This is a genomic window from Stenotrophomonas sp. 2694 (assembly GCF_040548715.1).
GTDB classification, from domain to species: Bacteria; Pseudomonadota; Gammaproteobacteria; order Xanthomonadales; family Xanthomonadaceae; genus Stenotrophomonas; species Stenotrophomonas indicatrix.
The window spans coordinates 1-17571 of sequence record NZ_JBEPSG010000007.1; the positions used below are offsets into that span (position 1 = coordinate 1).

Genomic DNA, 17571 nt, shown 5'->3' on the forward strand with positions numbered 1-17571 from the left:
CCCGGCGGGGTGGGGGGGGGTGGGGGGGGGGGGGGGGGGGGGGGGGGGGGGGCGGGGGGGCGGCCCGGGGGGGGGGGGGCCCCCCGCGCCCCCCCCCCGCCCCCCCCCCCCCCCCCCCCCCCCCCCCCCCCCCCCCGGCCCCTGACAGTTTCCTGCGTGGCCCGCCACGGAATGGAAGAAGAAAAGCAAGGCAAAAGCGGGTCGCGCGCTGCGCTTGCTCCAACTGCCTTCGCCATAAACAAAGAGGGACGCGGCGAAGCCGCGTCCCTCTCTCAATTCCGTCCCGACAACCCAACGCTCTTCGATCCGTCACCGGGAATCTGTCAGAGGTGGGGCGGGTTGGGTTCGCGGGACCGTTGGCGCCATGGATGGCGCCAACGAGCCCCCAGGGACGGGTTTACGGCGTGTCCCGGGAACCCAACCCGCCCCGCCAAACACGGCAAAAACCCAGAGCCGCTTTTGACGTTGCTGTTGCTGTTGCTGTTGCCGTGGCAGTACAAGCCTGCCGCAGGCAGCGCCCGCGGCCGCCGCCGCAAGGAAAACCCTTAAATCTTCTTCGCCAGCGACTCGGCCAGGCCGGTGTAGCTGCCCGGGGTCATCTCCAGCAGACGCTGCTTGGCATCGGCCGGCAGCTCCAGCCCCTGCACGAAGGTGCGCATCGACTCGGCCGTGATGCCCTGGCCACGGGTGAGCGCCTTCAGCTGCTCGTACGGATTCGGCAGCCCGTGGCGGCGCATCACCGTCTGCACGGCCTCGGCCAGCACTTCCCACGCCGCATCCAGATCGGCGTCCAGGCGCTGCGGGTTCACTTCCAGCTTGCCCAGGCCCTTGGCCAGCGAATCCAGCGCCACCTGGCTGTGGCCGAACGCGGTGCCCAGCGCGCGCAGCACGGTGGAATCGGTCAGGTCACGCTGCCAGCGGCTGATCGGCAGCTTCGCGCTGAAATGCTCGAACAGCGCGTTGGCGATGCCGAAGTTGCCTTCGGCGTTCTCGAAATCGATCGGGTTGACCTTGTGCGGCATCGTCGACGAACCGACTTCGCCTTCCTTCAGGCGCTGCTTGAAATAGCCCAGCGAGACGTAGCCCCAGATGTCGCGGGCCAGGTCGATCAGGATGATGTTGGCGCGGCGGGCGGCATCACCGATCTCGGCGATGTTGTCGTGCGGCTCGATCTGGGTGGTGTACGGGTTGAACACCAGGCCCAGCCCGGTCACGAAGCGCTCGGCGAAGGCCGGCCAGTCCACATCCGGGTAGCTGGCGATGTGCGCGTTGTAGTTGCCGACGGCGCCGTTGATCTTGCCGGTCAGTTCAACCGCGGCGATCTGCCGGCGCTGGCGTTCCAGGCGGGCGACCACGTTGGCCAGCTCCTTGCCCAGCGTGGTCGGCGAGGCGGTCTGGCCGTGGGTGCGCGACAGCATCGGCTGGCCGGCCTGGGCATGGGCCAGCGTGCGCAGTGCAGTGGCGATGCCGTCCAGGGTCGGCAGCAGCACGTCGCGACGGGCCTGTTCCAGCATCAGGCCGTAGCTGAGGTTGTTGATGTCTTCGCTGGTGCAGGCGAAATGCACGAACTCCAGCGCCGGCGCCAGCTCGGCATCGTCCTTCAGCTGTTCCTTGATGAAGTACTCCACCGCCTTGACGTCATGGTTGGTGGTGCGCTCGATCTCCTTCACGCGCGCGGCCTGGGCCGGGCTGAAGCCGCTGGCCAGTGCACGCAGGCGGACAATGGCAGCGTCGGAGAACGCGGCCAGCTCGACGATGCCCGGCTCGGCGGCCAGGGCCAACAGCCACTCCACTTCGACCGTGACACGGGCCTTGATCAGGCCGTACTCGGAGAAGATCGGGCGCAGGGCGTCGACCTTGCCGGCATAGCGGCCATCGAGCGGGGACAGGGCGAGCAGGGCGGATTCGGACATGTCGGCAGGGCTGGGACGAGCGGCGGGGCCGATATTCTACGACGCGTGGCCTTCGCATGCTCGGTAGCGCCGGGCCATGCACGGCGGATGGTGGCCGCGCTGCGCGCTCGCCGGGCGCGGCCCGGCGCTACCCGTTCAATCGGCCCTGCGGATGAAACGATCTGGCCCGTCCTCGCCATCCCACGCTGCGGACAAGGGAGTATCGTTGTCGCAGCCGCCAGCCCGGGAAGCGACACCCTGCCAGCCGCCGCTTTCCTTTCCCCAACTGAAGTAGTGCGGAGTTGATGCAATGAGCAAAGCTGCAAGCAAGCGTGCCCCCAAGGGATTCCGGATCGAGCACGACAGCATGGGCGAGCTGCAGGTGCCTGCCGACGCCCTGTGGGGCGCGCAGACCCAGCGCGCTGTACAGAATTTCCCGGTGTCGGGCCAGCGCATGCCGCGCGGTTTCATCCGTGCGCTGGGCCTGGTCAAGGGCGCTGCCGCCGGCGTCAATGCCGAGCTGGGCCATCTGCCGAAGACCGTGGCCAAGGCCATCCAGTCTGCCGCGGCTGAAGTGGCGGACGGCACGTGGGACGCGCAGTTCCCGATCGACGTCTACCAGACCGGCTCGGGTACGTCCTCGAACATGAATGCCAACGAGGTCATCGCCACCCTGGCCAATCGCGCCGGCAAGGCCGGCAAGACCACGGTGCACCCGAACGATCACGTCAACCAGGGGCAGAGCTCCAACGACGTGATTCCAACGGCGCTGCGCGTGTCGGCCGTGCTGGCCACCCATGAGCAGCTGCTGCCGGCGCTGGTGCACCTGCGCCGGACGCTGGACAAGAAGGGCCGCAGCCTGCGCAAGGTAGTCAAGACCGGCCGCACCCATCTGATGGATGCGATGCCGCTGACCTTCGAACAGGAATTCGGTGCATGGTCGGCGCAGCTGGCCTCGGCCCAGGAGCGCATCGAGGACAGCCTCAAGCGCGTGCGCCGCCTGCCGCTGGGCGGTACCGCCATCGGCACCGGCATCAATGCCGACCCGCGCTTTGGTGCACAGGTTGCCAAGGCGCTGAAGCAGCAGACCGGCTTCAAGTTCGACAGCGCCGAGAACAAGTTCGAAGGCCTGGCCGCGCAGGACGATGCGGTGGAACTGTCGGGCCAGCTCAATGCGCTGGCGGTAGCCCTGATCAAGATCGCCAACGACCTGCGCTGGATGAACGCCGGCCCGCTGGCGGGCCTGGGCGAGATCGAACTGCCGGCACTGCAGCCGGGCTCCTCGATCATGCCGGGCAAGGTCAATCCGGTGATCCCGGAGGCGACGGTGATGGCCTGCGCGCAGGTGATCGGCCACCACACGGCGATCACCGTGGCCGGCCAGACCGGCAACTTCCAGCTCAACGTGACGCTGCCGCTGATCGCGGTGAACCTGCTCGATGGCATCGGCCTGCTGGCCAATGTGTCGACCCTGCTGGCCGACAGCGCCATTGCCGGCCTGAAGGTGCGCGAGGACCGTGTGGCCGAGGCGCTGGCGCGCAATCCGATCCTGGTGACCGCGCTGAACCCGATCATCGGTTATGAGAAGGCCGCAGCGATTGCCAAGCGCGCCTACAAGGAGCAGCGCCCGGTGCTGGACGTGGCGCTGGAAGACAGTGGCCTGGCCGAAGCCGAGCTGCGCCGCCTGCTGGATCCGGCCGCGTTGACGGCCGGTGGCATCCAGGCCGGTGGCGGTGGTGCCGGCGGCTGATCGAGCGGCGTGCGGGCCGAGGTCCGCACCCACTACAGGCGAGAAAGAAGAACGCCGCCCGGGAGGGCGGCGTTGTTCGTTTCAGCGACGGTCGGCGACGATGTTGCCGAAGGTCTCGGTGTAATCCTTGAACTCGGGAATGGTCTGCACCAGGTCCGGCGGAATCACCTGCATGCCCTCTGGCGGCACGATCTTCACCGGCTGCATGTTGGGGTCGGCCGGTGCGGCCACCAGCGTGTTCTGGCGCAGCACCTGCAGCTTGCCGAACATCGTCTGCAGCATCTGCTTCTGTTCGGCGTTGAGCGGGATCAGGATCTCGTCGATCTTCATCTGCCCGTCGGGCAGGATGATGATGTTCGGTGCCGGCTGGCGGCGAACGGTCACGATGCTCTCGCTGACCGAGATCTTGGGTTTGCCACGCTCGGCGCGGTGGTTGCGGTAGTCCTGGTCACAGCCGACCAGGCCCAGGCAGAGCAGGGCGGCCAGCAGCAGAAACAGCTTTTTCATGGCGGTTCGATGAAGTGCATCCGGGGCTGCCATTGTAAGCCCGCCGGGGCGCAGCGGCCGGCAACGCAGGTGCGCGGCCGGCCGGGTGCGCTGATCTGTCACAGGGGTCAGCGGTTGACGACGGTGTCCTTGCCGCAGTCGTCCACATCGCTCTGGTCCATCGTGGCGTAGGGCTTGAACGCCGGCAGCGAGGCAGCCAGGGCCTGCTGGCTGGCCAGCATGGCCGGCATGCGGTCGCAGATGCGCTTGGCCTGCGCTTCGATCTTGGCGGCCTCGGCGTTGATCCGTTTCTCGATGCCTTCGCTGTCACCGCTGAAGATGCCCTTCAGTGCTTCACCGGCGGCGTTGGCGCCGAGCTTGGCACCTGCCAGGCCGACGTCCATGCCGTCCATCGCCACCGCCACCACGTGGCCACGGTAATCAAGCAGCTGGCGACGCTGGCCATCGTCCAGCGCCACCGGCTTGCCACCGATCAGCAGCTGTCCCTGCGGGGTGATCTCCGCGCGTGGCTGGTTGTCGGCCGAGATCTTGATGTTGCCTTCGGCGATCTCCTTGCGGGCGTCATCCATCGCTTCCTTGACGGTCTGGCCGACGCCGCCCGCGGTCTCGGCCACCGCCTTGCCGGCGGTCTTGTCGGGGCTGGACGTGTCGCCACAGGCGATCAGCGGCAGGCACAGCAGGGCAGCAGGCAGCAGGCGCAGCAGACTCATGGCATTTCCCTCGGATCGGATGGTTGGGCGTTACTTGCCGCGCGGCAGGGTGATGGTGCCGGACACGTTGCGATGCTGGACATCGCCGCTGCCGCTGTGCTCGACGGTGAGGTTGCCGCGCACGCCGTCGACATCGATGTCGCCCGAGCCGTGGCTGCGCACGCGGACGTTGCCGCCGACCTGCTCGATATCGACGTTGCCGGAGCCGACCACGCCGACCTCGACGTTGCCCTGCACCTGCTTGAAGCCGATGTCGCCCGAACCGACGGTATCCAGCCGTGCGTTGCCACGCACGTCGGTCACCTTCAGGTCACCGGAACCGACCGTGCCGACGCTGGCATCACCGCCGATGTTGCGGGCGTTGACGTCGCCCGACCCCAGCGAGAGCAGGTTGAACGATGCGGCGCCATCGACGTCCAGGTCGCCCGAACCCACGGCGGCATGCACGCTGCCACGGGTGCCGCGGGCGATGCCATCACCGGAGCCCACGTCCATGCTCAGCGACTGCGCGTTCTCGATGCTGCCATCGCCCGAGCCGATCTTGAACTGCAGCGGCAGGTTGTCCGGCACGCTGCCACGGATGTCCAGCCAGGCGTAGCTGTTACCCATCGACAGGGCGTCGCGGCTGTCGCGGCGCAGGCTCACCACCAGCTTGTCGCCCACGCGGCGCTGGTCCAGCACCAGCTGGTCCAGCCAGTCCTTGTTGGACGCGCACGCGCGGCCTTCGAGCTGGCCGCCACCGGTGCTGGCGACCACCTTCAGGTCATGCTGGTTGATCTCGAACACCACCGCTTTGGCACCGGCCGCGTCGATCTTCAACGCGCGCGGCGCGGAGAACTTGCAGTTCGGTGCATCGGCGGCCAGCGCCGACAGCGGCAACAGCAACAGTGCAGTACAGGCAATCAAGGAACGCATGGGTGGTGCCTCCAGGTTGACGATCAGATTTCGCCAGCGCGCTTGCGCAGGCGGATGGCGATGAAGATGAAGGCCACGCCGAAGGCCGCGCCGATCCACAGGTCGGGCATCGCCAGCGACTTGAGCTGGGCAGAGGGCGCCATCAGCGCCACGATCGAGTCCAGATCCTGCCTGGATTCACCGCCACCGGCGCGGTACAGCAGATCCATTCCCGGCATCGCACCCAGCAGCAGGCGGCCGACGATGTGTTGCCAGAACCAGCCGGTGGTCAGGTCGAACAGGTGCATCAGCTTGGTGGTGCTGACGATGATGCCGGCGAACAGCGGCAGCATCACTGCCCAAAGGAACGGCTTGCTCCGTGCCCAGGCCGAGCACAGCAGCAGCCAGCCCGCAGTGGGCAGCGCCCACAGGGCGTACACCGGGATGGACACGAACATGCCCATGACCAGGCTCATCGGATTGGCAGGTCCCACGATCAACTGCATCGCATCGCCGCCGTGGGAGACCACCACCAGGCACAGTATCAGCATGAAAACGAGCAGGGTCAGGCTGGAAGCGATGATGGCGATGAGCGGTGCGACGATCAGTGCACTGAGCACCTTGGACAGTACGGTCTGGGTGTCCGACAGCGGCAGCGACTTCCAGAACAGGATGCTGCGGTCGCGGCGATCGTCATACAGGGCGCCCAGGCAATAGAAGAACACCACAAAGGCAAGCACGATCAGTGGCCAGGACGAGGTCAATACCATCGCCAGGTCCAGGCCGTTGCCCAGGTCGGCCATGTCCTTGGCGCTGATGTCGCGGGTCAGCACGGCCAGATCCAGGCCGTTGATGTTCACGCTCTCGCCGTCGATGTGCAGGCCGCCGTCGCGGGCGGCACGATGCAGGGCGAACAGGCCCAGGCCGATACCGATGCCGCTCATCAGCAGCGAGACGATGCCGGCGATCACCGGGGCGTACAGGAAGCCACCGCGGTTTTCCCAGTATTCGCGCTTGAGCAGCCAGCGCAGGGTGCCTGCGGGACTGACAGGATGGTTGACGGCATTCATGCGTAGGTCCCCTTCATGACAGCGACGAACAGATCGGCAAGGCCGGCGTTGCGGGTTTCACCCAGGCTGGCCAGCTGGCTGCGTGGCACCCCGTCGAACAGCAGGACGGTCTTGCCGAAGGCCTGGCTGCGCTCGTCGATGGGCTTCAGTGCGCGGGCGGTTTCAAGCTGGTCGGCACCGACCAGCAGTTCGGTATAGCGGTCGCCGACTTCGTCCATTTCCGCATTGAGGACGATGCGACCATCGCGGATGAACATCACGTCGGTGAGGATGTGCTCGATCTCTTCCACCTGGTGGGTGGTGACGATGATCGTCTTCTGCTCGTCGAAGTAGTCTTCCAGCAGGCGCTGGTAGAACTCCTTGCGGTACAGGATGTCCAGGCCGAGCGTGGGTTCGTCCAGCACCAGCACCTTGGCGTCGATGGCCATCACCAGTGCCAGGTGCAGCTGCACGATCATGCCCTTGGACAGTTCACGCACGCGCTGCTTCGGCTGCAGCTTGGTGTTGGCCAGGAAGCGTTCGCAACGGGCGCGATCGAAGCGGGGGTGCACGCCGGCGACGAAGTCGATCGCCTCACGCACCTTCAGCCAGCGCGGCAGCACGGCGACATCGGCGATGAAGCAGATGTCGTTCATCAGATCGTCGCGGTGCACGCGCGGGTCGCGGCCGAGCACGCTCAGCTCGCCTTCCACCGAGGTCAGGCCGAGCACCGCCTTCAGCGCGGTGGTCTTGCCGGCACCATTGGGGCCGATCAGGCCGATGATGCGGCCTGCCGGAATGGAGAAGCTGGCGTTGTCGAGCGCGAGCGTGTTCTTGTAAGCCTTGCGAAGGCCACGGGCGGTAATGACAGCGTCGCTTGGCACAGCGGTAGTGGGACTGGCATTCATCAGAATTTCCCCTGGGGCAACAATTCGTCGAGACTCAGGCCCAGTCGCTGGATGCGCTCCAGTACGGCCGGCCATTCTTCATTGAGGAAGCGTTCGCGCTCGCTGCTGCGCAGCTGCGTGGCCGCCTGTTCGGTCATGAACATGCCCAGCCCGCGGCGCTTCTCGACCAGGCCTTCATCGGCCAGCTCCTGGTAGGCGCGCGAAACGGTGATGGGGTTGAGCTGGTAATCGGCGGCCACCTGGCGCACCGAAGGAAGGGCATCGCCCGGCTTGAGGATTCCGTCAAGCATCATGGCGATCACGCGTTCCTTCAGCTGGCGGTAGATGGGAGCGCCGTCGCTCCACTGGATGTCGCTCATATTCAGCTCCGTGGGGTCAGCGGCTGTGCGAACGAGAAATACGGCATGGACAGGGAGCTGTGCAGCCGACGCGGGGGGGAGGGGGAGGGAGCGGCATTCCCTGCCGTGGGTGCTGCTGCGTCCTGCGTACTGTCTTCGGAGAGGGTGGGGGAGGACGCGGCCGGCGGTGCCGGCATGGCCAGCCAGACCAGTACGAACAGGGTTGATACCGCGGTGACCGCGGGGGCGGCAAGGCTGCGACGCATCCGGCTGTTCATGGTTCCCCCTGTCTCAGGTGACTGGTGTTGTATGCAACTATAACACCGGCACGCCTGTGTGCAAGTCCTGCCCCCACCCAACTGATGGCAGGGGTGGTCACGGCACCGCAATATTCGTTCAACCGCTTGATATGCATCGAAAAAGAGAAACTGCGGAGGCGCGTTTTCAGTCGGCCTCCCATTCAGCCATGTCCATGCTATGTCATCAGCAGGGGGCTGGGACGCGCGGCAGACTGCTTCCGCCACGCCGTGCAAAGCGCGACAACGCATGCGCTCCAGAGACGTGCAGACCCCGGTGCTATAGTTCGGCCGATTCCCGGCCGGTCACGGCCGGACCCCTGGAATGGCTACCGCGGACCGTCTCCCATGCCTTTGTCGACTGCCTCCTCGCGCCGCCTTCGCGGCCTGTCCCTGTTGACCCTGCTGGCCGCAGGCCTGGCCACGTCGGCCGCCGCTTCGGCCGCCGATCTGCTGGATCTGTCGTACCGGCCGCTGGCGGGCAAGCAGCAGGTCAACCTGCAGCAGCGTTACCACGGGCAGGTGCTGCTGGTGGTCAATACGGCAAGCAAGTGCGGCTATACCCCGCAGTACGAGGGTCTGGAAGCGCTGCAGAAGCAGTACGCCGGCAAGGGGTTCGCCGTGCTCGGCTTCCCGTCCAACGATTTCAAGGGGCAGGAGCCGGGTGATGAAAAGCAGATCCAGGATTTCTGCACGCTTACCTATGGTGTGAAGTTCCCGATGTTCGAAAAGGTGCACGTGACCGGCGCGCAGGCCACGCCGCTGTATCAGCGCTTGACCGCCGCCACCGGCGTGGCGCCGGCCTGGAATTTCCACAAGTATCTGGTCGGACGCGATGGCACGGTCATTGCCCAGTTCGCCAGCAAGGTCACCCCGGATGATCCGCAGCTGAAAGCGGCCATCGACAAGGCGCTGGCGGCACCGGCCGCACATTGAATGCCGGCACGGATGCCTCGACATCGACGGCATGCGTGCGACAATACGTGTTTTCGCGCCGACGTCGGCGTCCAGTCACTTCCAGGAATGCAGCGAATGAAAATGGGAATGCGCGGCGCCGCGGCGTCGGTTCTGATTCTGGCGATGGGCACCTCCGGTGTCGCCCTGTCGCAACAACCGGCCGCTCCTTCGGCCGCCAAGGAGACCGCACCCTTGAATTCCCCCAAGCAGAAGCTCGGCTACGCCATTGGTCTGGATGTGGCCAAGTCGTTCGCGCCGATCGCCGATGAAATCGATGCAGCCGCGCTGCGCACTGCCGTGGAGCGTTCCTTCGAAGGCCTGCAGCCGCAGATCACCCAGGAACAGGCCAAGGCGACCGATGCCGCCCTGCGCCAGGTGGTGATGGCCCGCAGCGGCCAGCAGGTGCCGGGCGTCGCGCCGGGCTCGCAGCCGGCGAAGGTTGATCGGGTCAAGGTCGCGCAGATGATCGGTGCTTATTCGGTGGGTCCGTCGCTGGCACAGCTGAAGGACGATATCGATACCGCTTCGCTGTTTGACGCAATCAACACTGGCCTGAGCAAGGGCCAGCCGAAGATGAGCGAAGCCGATGCCACTGCCACCATCCAGTCGTTCATGGGTGCCAAGCAGGCCGAGATGCAGGCAAAGGCCGCACAGGCAGCGCAGACCAACCGTCAGGAAGGCAACGCGTTCCTGGCCAAGAACAAGACCCAGCCGGGCGTGGTGACCACCCCGTCGGGCCTGCAGTACCAGGTGATCCGTCCGGGCAGTGGCGAGCGTCCGTTGCCCTCCAGCAAGGTGCGCGTGAACTACGAAGGCAAGCTGCTCAACGGCACGGTGTTCGACAGTTCCGCGGGCCGTGGCCCGGCCGAATTCGGTCTGGACCAGGTCATCAAGGGCTGGACCGAGGGCGTGGCCCTGATGCCGGTCGGCTCGAAGTACCGCTTCTGGATCCCGGGTGAACTGGCATACGGCGAGAACGGCACCCCGGGTGGTCCGATTGGTCCGAACTCCACCCTGACCTTCGACGTCGAGCTGCTGGGCGTTCTGCCGTAAGCCAACACGGAGTCAGCACGGATATGCGCGTTGCGATTTTTGGTACCGGCTACGTAGGTCTGGTGACCGGCACCTGCCTGGCCGACGTTGGCCACCAGGTGGTCTGCGTCGATATCGACCAGGCCAAGGTGGATGGCCTCAACCGGGGCATCATCCCGATCTACGAGCCCGGCCTGGAGCCGATGGTGAAGGCCAACCACGCCGCGTCGCGGTTGGTGTTCACCACCGACGCGGCGACCGCCATCGGCCACGGCCAGGTGGTGTTCATCGCCGTGGGCACGCCGCCGGACGAGGATGGCAGCGCCGATCTGCAGTACGTGCTGGCCGTGGCCCGCACCATCGGTCGGTACATTTCGGTGCCGACCGTGGTGGTCAACAAGTCGACGGTGCCGGTAGGCACCGCCGACAAAGTGCGTGCGGCCATTGCCGAGGAGCTGGCGGCGCGTGGGGCGGATATCGCCTTCGATGTGGTGTCCAACCCCGAATTCCTGAAGGAAGGCGACGCCGTTGCCGACTGCATGCGGCCTGACCGCATCATCATCGGTGCGACCAGCGCCGAGTCGGTCGCAGTGATGCGTCGCCTGTACGCACCGTTCAATCGCAACCACGATCGCGTGGTGGAGATGGACGTGCGTTCGGCCGAGCTGACCAAGTACGCCGCCAATGCAATGCTGGCAACCAAGATTTCGTTCATGAATGAAATCGCCAACATCGCCGAGCGCGTGGGCGCCGACGTCGAGCAGGTCCGCCAGGGCATCGGTTCGGATCCGCGTATTGGCTGGCACTTCATCTATCCGGGTGCCGGTTATGGCGGTTCGTGTTTTCCCAAGGACGTGCAGGCGCTGGCGCGCACCGCGCAGCAGGCCGGCCTGGAGCCGAAGCTGCTGAACGCGGTGGAGGCGGTCAATGAATCGCAGAAGGGGCACCTGTTTGCCCTGATCCAGCGCCACTACGACAAGGGCGAAGACGAAGGCGTGCGCGGCAGGACATTCGCCGTGTGGGGCTTGGCGTTCAAGCCGAACACCGATGACATGCGCGAGGCCTCCAGCCGCCGCCTGCTGGCCCAGTTGTGGGAAGGCGGTGCGACAGTGCGCGCCTACGATCCGGAGGCGATGCATGAATCGCAGCGGATCTTCGGCGAGCGCGACGATCTGGTGTTCTGTGACAGCGCCGACGATGCGCTGCAGGGCGCCGATGCACTGGTCGTGGTGACCGAGTGGAAGCAGTTCCGCAGCCCCGATTTCCAGATGCTGCGCGAGCGGCTGAAGGATGCGGTGGTGTTCGACGGCCGCAATCTGTACGAGCCGGCTGAAGTCGAGGCCGCCGGCCTTGCGTATTACGGCATTGGCCGGGGGCGTTCGCTGCATGTCTGAAGTACCGACCGAACGTGAGCAGGCGCTGGAAGCGCGCCTGGTCGAGCTGGAGATGCGCGTGTCCTTCCAGGAACACGCGCTGGCCGAACTGAGCGATGCACTTGCAGACGCGCGCATGGAAGGCAGCCGCAATGCCGGCATCCTGCGCGTGCTGCTGGAAGACCTGGGCAAGGTCCGCAATGCATTGAATTCTTCTGATCCGGCGAGCGAACCGCCGCCGCCGCACTACTGATCCATATCCTATGAGCGATACCCTCCGCGACCAGCTGATGGGCCTGGGCTTCAAGCCCGCGCCCAAACCCGAGCGCAAGAATGATGCCCCCCGCCGTGATGGCCGCCCGCAGGGCAAGGGTGGCGCTGGCAATGGAAAGCCGCAGCACGCTGGCAAGGGCGAACACAAACCCGGCGAGCGGCGGGCGCATGGCAATGGCGGCCCGGGCAAGCCTGGCCAGCAGCGTGGCCAGGGCCACGGGCAGGGGCCGCGCAAGCCGCGTACCGCCGAGGAAATGGATCTGGCCAAGGCTTACGCGATCCGTGCGCAGCGGGAGAAGGAAGAGCGCATCGAGACCGAGCGCCTGAAGCAGGAAGAAGCCCGCCAGCGCCGCGAGGCCAAGGTGAAGCTGGAAGAACTGCTGAAGGACAAGAGCCTGAATGCCGAAGCGGCCGATATCGCGCGCCACTTCCCGTACGGCGGCAAGATCAAGCGCATCTACGTCACCGCCGAGCAGCTCAAGGCACTCAATGCCGGTGAACTGGGTGTGGTCCAGCTCAACGGTCGCTACCTGCTGGTGACGGCTGAAGTCCTGGCCCAGTCTGAGGCGGTGTTCGCCGCTTCGGTGGCGTTGAAGGTCGACCCGAATGCACCGGCCGAGGACGATCCCTACGCCGACCCGCAGTACCAGGTGCCCGACGACCTGGTCTGGTAAGCACAGGATGGCCGCGGCGGGCCCAGTGTCATCGCGGCCGCGAGGGAAGGGATGACCGTTGATCCAAGCCGCGGCTACGTGCCGCACATCGACGGCCTGCGTGCGATTGCCGTGCTGGCCGTCATCGTGTTCCACCTGGACCCGGCCTGGCTGCCGGGCGGGTTCACCGGCGTTGACGTGTTCTTCGTCATCTCCGGTTTCGTGGTCAGTGCCTCTGTACATCGGTTGCCGGCGCTTTCGCTGGGGCAGTCGATGCTGCGCTTCTATGCGCGCCGCATCCGCCGCATCGCACCGGCACTGCTGACCTGCCTGCTGGCGACTGCCGTGGCAAGCGTTCTGTTCATCCCCGAATCCTGGCTCAGCGAGGCCAGCGACAAGACCGGATTGATGGCCTTCTTCGGTTTCAGCAACTGGGTGCTGGCGGCCATCGGCAACGACTATTTCGCGCCCAGGGCCGAGTTCAATCCGTATACCCATACCTGGTCGCTGGGCGTGGAAGAGCAGTTCTACCTGTTGTTCCCGCTGCTGTTCCTGGCTTGGGCGCGCGGCCGGCACGGGCGCTGGATCAGCCTGGGCCTGTTCGCGCTGGTCAGCGTGGCGTCGCTCTCGCATGCCGCCGCGCTGGGCACGCGCGAGGCGCCGCCGCCGTGGGCGTTCTATGCCACCAGTACCCGTCTGTGGCAGCTGGGCGTGGGCGTGCTGCTGTTCCAACTGCTTCATGTGCGCGAACCGCACATTGCGTTGACCGGTCTGCCCGCGAAACGCAGTGCGCCATTGTTCTCGCTGCTGGCCATGTTGTCGCTGGCGCTGCTGGGGTGGGCCCTGTGGTCCGCGCGCGCGGGGCACTCGCCGTGGCCCGACGGTCTGCTGCCGGCTTTCGCCACCGCCGGCCTGCTGTGGTCCCTCCATCATCACCCGCAGGCGTGGATCGGCCGTCTTCTGGCCAGTTCGCCGATGCGCCGCATCGGCCTGCTTTCCTATTCGCTGTACCTGTGGCATTGGCCGGTGTTCGTGCTGATGCGCTGGACCGTCGGTTTGCAGACGCCTGCGCAGATGGCTGCCGCCGTCGGACTGGTGGTGGTGTTGTCCTGGCTGTCCTGGCGCTGGGTGGAACGCCCCTTCCGTGGACCACTCGCGCAGCACCTGACGTCCGCACGCTGGGTAGTCACCGGTGGGGTGGTGCTGCTGCTGGCAGGGGGCATGCAGATGCTGCTGTACGCGCAGGCGCCGCTGCTGTCGTTGAGTACGGTGAGTCGACATCCGGCCGATTGGTACCCCAATGGCAAGAGCGTGGCCCGCGACTACCCGGACTGCGAGCTGGACGTCGGCAAGCGCCGTTTCGAAGGAGGCAGTGCACGCACCTTCGCCCGTGGCCAATGCAGCCGTCCGGTGGTCGCCGGCGCGCCGGCGCAGGTATTCGTTGCCGGTGATTCACACGCCATGGCCTATATCGAACTGCTGCAGCGCCTGGCCCTGGATACCGGGACGCAGGTATCGCTGTATGGACGTGGCGGTTGCCCGCAGATCAGCCTGCAGAAGTGGCGAGGCGCCGGCGCTGGCTGTGCTGCGTTCGATGCGGCCGTGCTGGCCGACATCAAGCAGCGGGCGCAGCCCGGTGATGTGGTGGTGCTGGTGTCATTGCGGATCCCGCGCCTGTCCGACCAGTTTGTATTGTTCGATGCGCAGGCGCAGCTGGCCGGTGAACTGACGCCGGAAGCCGCCGCCGGACGCGAGGCGGAAGTGGCTGAGTCGATCACGCAGTGGACGCCGTTGGCCGAGCGCGGTGTGCGGATCGTGCTGGAAGCACCCAAGCCAGTCCTGCCGGCGCCACCCTATCGCTGCTCGGACCGCTTCAATGCCCGCAACGAGGTCTGCCGCAACGGCATGGACAGCACCCGCGTGGCCATGGATACCCTGCGTGCCCCCATGCTGGGCAGCCTGCGGCAGGTGGTCGATGGCCTGCCCGGTGCGGTGCTGTGGGACCCATTGCCGGTGCTGTGCGATGCCGCCAAGTGCCCGGCGCAGCGGGAGGGCAGGCCGCTGTACTTCGATGGCGACCATCTCAGCGCATACGGCAATCGCATGTTGTTGCCGTCGCTGCAGCAGGTGCTTCTGCAACCGTGAAACCGGGCATGCCCCTGCCTTCCTGAGCAATCGCGGGCAGGGCTGGCGCCGGGCCAACCCTGTCGGCGGATCATTCCGGATCGTAATCCAGGTTCGAGGCCAGCCAGCGTTCGGCCTGGGCACGGTCCACGCCCTTGCGGCGTGCGTAGTCGGTGACCTGCTCGCGACCGAGGCGGCCGACCACGAAATACTGGCTCTGCGGGTGGCTGAAGTAGTAGCCCGACACCGCCGCGGTCGGCAGCATCGCGAAGCTCTCGGTCAGTTGCATGCCGGCGTTGGTTTCCGCGCCCAGCAGGTCGAACAACCGGCGTTTTTCGCTGTGCTCGGGGCAGGCGGGGTAACCGGGCGCGGGGCGGATGCCGCGGTACTTTTCGTCGATCAGCGCTTCGTTGTCGAGCGTTTCGGCGTGGTCGTACCCCCAGAACACGGTGCGTACGCGCTGGTGCAGGCGTTCGGCCAGGGCTTCGGCAAAGCGGTCGGCGAGCGCCTTCAGCAGGATTGCGTTGTAGTCGTCGTGGTCGGCCTCGAAACGGGCCACGTGCGCGTCGATGCCGATCCCGGCGGTCACTGCGAAGGCGCCGATCCAGTCCTGCTTGCCGCTGTCGGCCGGGGCGATGAAATCGGCCAGGCAGAAATCCGGGCGTTCGGCCGGCTTGTCCACCTGTTGCCGCAGGAAGTGCAGGGTGGCCTCGCCATCGGGGTGCTGCACGCGTACGTCGTCGCCGATGCTGTTGGCAGGCCACAGGCCGAACACGGCCTTGGCCCGCAGCCACTTCTCGTTGACGATGCGATCGAGCATCGCGCGCGCGTCCTGGTACAGCTCGCTGGCCTGGGTGCCAACGATCTCATCGGTGAGGATCGCCGGATATTTGCCGGCCAGCTCCCACGCCTGGAAGAACGGCGTCCAGTCGATGTAGGGCACCAGCTCGGCCAGCGGGTAGTCATCGAATACATGCAGGCCCGGCTGCTTCGGTGCGGGTGGCGTGTACGCCTGCCAGTCGCACTGGAACTTCTGGCCACGTGCATGTTCCAGCGAGACCAGGCGCTTGGCGTCACCGCGGTTGCGGTGGCGGGTGCGGATCTCGGCGTAGTCCGCCTCGTTGGCGGCGACGAACGCATCCCGCAGCTCGCGCGAGATCAGCGACTGCGCCACGCCCACGGCGCGCGAGGCGTCCTTCACCCAGACCGTCGGGGCTTTGTAGTGCGGGTCGATCTTCAGCGCGGTGTGCGCACGCGAGGTGGTCGCGCCGCCGATCATCAACGGCAGGTCAAAGCCCTGCCGCTGCATTTCACGGGCGACATGGCTCATTTCTTCCAGTGACGGCGTGATCAGGCCGGACAGGCCGATGATGTCGGCCTGGTGCTCGCGGGCGGCATCGAGGATCTTCTGCGCCGGCACCATCACGCCCAGATCGATCACCTCGAAGTTGTTGCAGGCCAGGACCACGCCGACGATGTTCTTGCCGATGTCGTGCACATCGCCCTTCACCGTGGCCATGATGATCTTGCCGTTGCTCTTGGCGGTGTCGCCGCTGCGGGCCTTTTCGGCTTCGATGTAGGGCAGCAGGTAGGCCACTGCCTTCTTCATCACACGTGCCGATTTCACCACCTGCGGCAGGAACATCTTGCCGGCACCGAACAGGTCGCCGACCACGTTCATGCCGGCCATCAGCGGGCCTTCAATGACGTCCAGCGGGCGGCTGGAACGTTGCCGGGCTTCTTCGGTATCGGCGTCGACCCAGGCATCCAGGCCATGCACCAGCGCATGCGCCAACCGTGCGTCCACCGGCTTCTCGCGCCAGGCCAGGTCTTCGGTCTTCGCCGCGCCCTTGCTGCCCTTGTAGCGCTCGGCGATTTCAAGCAGGCGCTCGGTGGCATCAGAGCGGCGGTTGAGGATCACGTCCTCCACGCGCTCGCGCAGTTCCGGCTCCAGCTCGTCGTAGATCGGCATGGCGCCGGCGTTGACGATGCCCATGTCCATGCCTGCGGCGATCGCGTGGTACAGGAACACCGAGTGGATCGCCTGGCGCACGGTCTCGTTGCCACGGAACGAGAACGAAACGTTGGACACGCCGCCGGACACATGGCAGTGCGGCAGTGTCTGCTTGATGATGCGGGTGGCTTCGATGAAGTCGACCGCGTAGTTGTCATGCTCTTCAATGCCGGTGGCGACGGCGAAGATGTTCGGGTCGAAGATGATGTCCTGTGGCGGGAAGCCGATTTCATCGACCAGCAGGCGATAGGCGCGGGTGCAGATTTCAACCTTGCGTGCGCAGGTGTCGGCCTGCCCGCTCTCATCGAAGGCCATCACCACTGCGGCCGCACCGTAGCGCAGCACTTTGCGCGCGTGCTCGCGGAACAGGTCCTCGCCTTCCTTCAGCGAGATCGAATTGACCACGCTCTTGCCCTGCAGGCACTTCAGGCCAGCCTCGATCACGCTCCACTTGGAGGAATCGACCATTACCGGGATGCGGGCGATGTCCGGCTCGGACATGATCAGGTTGAGGTAGCGGGTCATCGCCGCTTCCGAATCGATCAGGCCCTCGTCCATGTTGACGTCGAGGATCTGTGCGCCGCTGGCCACCTGCTGCCGGGCCACGTCCACCGCTTCTTCGTAACGGCCTTCCTTGATCAGCTTGCGGAACTGCGCGCTGCCGGTGACGTTGGTGCGTTCGCCGACATTGACGAACAGCAGATCCGGGGTGATGACCAGCGGTTCCAGGCCGGACAGGCGGGTAGGGCGGACAGGCGTCATGATCGGCGGCAACTCAGCGGCAACAGGGGGACGTGCGGG

General features: G+C 66.1%; 15 protein-coding genes. 7 read left to right on the forward strand and 8 right to left on the reverse strand.

Features of this window, described 5'->3' with window-relative positions; translation table 11 throughout:
- Positions 1–545: 545 nt before the first annotated feature.
- Positions 546–1913 carry an adenylosuccinate lyase gene (purB, locus tag ABIA73_RS10345; protein ID WP_354275735.1) on the reverse strand — a complete coding sequence of 456 codons (1368 nt, stop codon included), beginning with the start codon at positions 1911–1913 and terminating at the stop codon, positions 546–548.
- Positions 1914–2202: 289 nt separating this feature from the next.
- Between purB and ABIA73_RS10350 the strand changes: the two genes are divergently transcribed.
- Positions 2203–3642, forward strand: coding sequence for a class II fumarate hydratase (locus ABIA73_RS10350; protein ID WP_059064618.1), 1440 nt, complete (start codon positions 2203–2205; stop codon positions 3640–3642).
- An 81-nt stretch (positions 3643–3723) separates the two neighbouring features.
- On the opposite strand, the gene ABIA73_RS10355 is transcribed toward ABIA73_RS10350, so the two are convergent.
- The 6 genes from ABIA73_RS10355 to ABIA73_RS10380 all read right to left on the reverse strand — a co-directional run bounded on the left by ABIA73_RS10355 (position 3724) and on the right by ABIA73_RS10380 (position 8069).
- Positions 3724–4149 carry a hypothetical protein gene (locus tag ABIA73_RS10355; protein ID WP_032951937.1) on the reverse strand — a complete coding sequence of 142 codons (426 nt, stop codon included), beginning with the start codon at positions 4147–4149 and terminating at the stop codon, positions 3724–3726.
- A 107-nt stretch (positions 4150–4256) separates the two neighbouring features.
- On the reverse strand, positions 4257–4859 hold the full coding sequence (locus ABIA73_RS10360; protein WP_218787738.1) for a DUF2884 family protein: 603 nt from the start codon (positions 4857–4859) through the stop codon (positions 4257–4259).
- A gap of 30 nt (positions 4860–4889) precedes the next feature.
- A complete protein-coding gene (locus ABIA73_RS10365; RefSeq protein WP_025876813.1) occupies positions 4890–5774 on the reverse strand; it encodes a GIN domain-containing protein in 885 nt (294 codons plus the stop codon).
- Positions 5775–5797: 23 nt separating this feature from the next.
- The gene (locus ABIA73_RS10370) at positions 5798–6823 is read right to left on the reverse strand and encodes a hypothetical protein (RefSeq protein ID WP_025876815.1); all 1026 of its coding nucleotides are present in this window, start codon (positions 6821–6823) and stop codon (positions 5798–5800) included.
- Entirely contained in the window at positions 6820–7710 is an 891-nt protein-coding gene (locus ABIA73_RS10375; protein ID WP_032976317.1) for an ABC transporter ATP-binding protein, read from the reverse strand. Before ABIA73_RS10375 ends, ABIA73_RS10370 begins: the two co-directional genes overlap by 4 nt.
- A complete protein-coding gene (locus tag ABIA73_RS10380) occupies positions 7710–8069 on the reverse strand; it encodes a GntR family transcriptional regulator (RefSeq protein ID WP_012511573.1) in 360 nt (119 codons plus the stop codon). Before ABIA73_RS10380 ends, ABIA73_RS10375 begins: the two co-directional genes overlap by 1 nt.
- A gap of 623 nt (positions 8070–8692) precedes the next feature.
- Here ABIA73_RS10380 and ABIA73_RS10385 point away from each other — a divergent pair.
- From ABIA73_RS10385 to ABIA73_RS10410, 6 genes are all read left to right on the forward strand, one after another.
- The gene (locus ABIA73_RS10385) at positions 8693–9280 is read left to right on the forward strand and encodes a glutathione peroxidase (protein ID WP_025876823.1); all 588 of its coding nucleotides are present in this window, start codon (positions 8693–8695) and stop codon (positions 9278–9280) included.
- A gap of 96 nt (positions 9281–9376) precedes the next feature.
- Positions 9377–10354 carry an FKBP-type peptidyl-prolyl cis-trans isomerase gene (locus ABIA73_RS10390; protein ID WP_025876825.1) on the forward strand — a complete coding sequence of 326 codons (978 nt, stop codon included), beginning with the start codon at positions 9377–9379 and terminating at the stop codon, positions 10352–10354.
- Positions 10355–10377: 23 nt separating this feature from the next.
- Positions 10378–11727: a UDP-glucose dehydrogenase family protein gene (locus ABIA73_RS10395; RefSeq protein WP_025876827.1), complete on the forward strand. Its 1350-nt coding sequence runs from the start codon at positions 10378–10380 to the stop codon at positions 11725–11727.
- On the forward strand, positions 11720–11959 hold the full coding sequence (locus ABIA73_RS10400; RefSeq protein ID WP_025876828.1) for a SlyX family protein: 240 nt from the start codon (positions 11720–11722) through the stop codon (positions 11957–11959). Before ABIA73_RS10395 ends, ABIA73_RS10400 begins: the two co-directional genes overlap by 8 nt.
- 10 nt (positions 11960–11969) lie before the next feature.
- Entirely contained in the window at positions 11970–12653 is a 684-nt protein-coding gene (locus ABIA73_RS10405; protein WP_032976315.1) for a DUF2058 domain-containing protein, read from the forward strand.
- A gap of 51 nt (positions 12654–12704) precedes the next feature.
- Positions 12705–14777 carry an SGNH hydrolase domain-containing protein gene (locus tag ABIA73_RS10410; protein WP_313281738.1) on the forward strand — a complete coding sequence of 691 codons (2073 nt, stop codon included), beginning with the start codon at positions 12705–12707 and terminating at the stop codon, positions 14775–14777.
- 70 nt (positions 14778–14847) lie between these two features.
- Here the strand turns inward: ABIA73_RS10410 and metH are convergent, their stop codons facing one another.
- On the reverse strand, positions 14848–17532 hold the full coding sequence (gene metH, locus ABIA73_RS10415; RefSeq protein ID WP_218787737.1) for a methionine synthase: 2685 nt from the start codon (positions 17530–17532) through the stop codon (positions 14848–14850).
- Positions 17533–17571 lie beyond the last annotated feature (39 nt).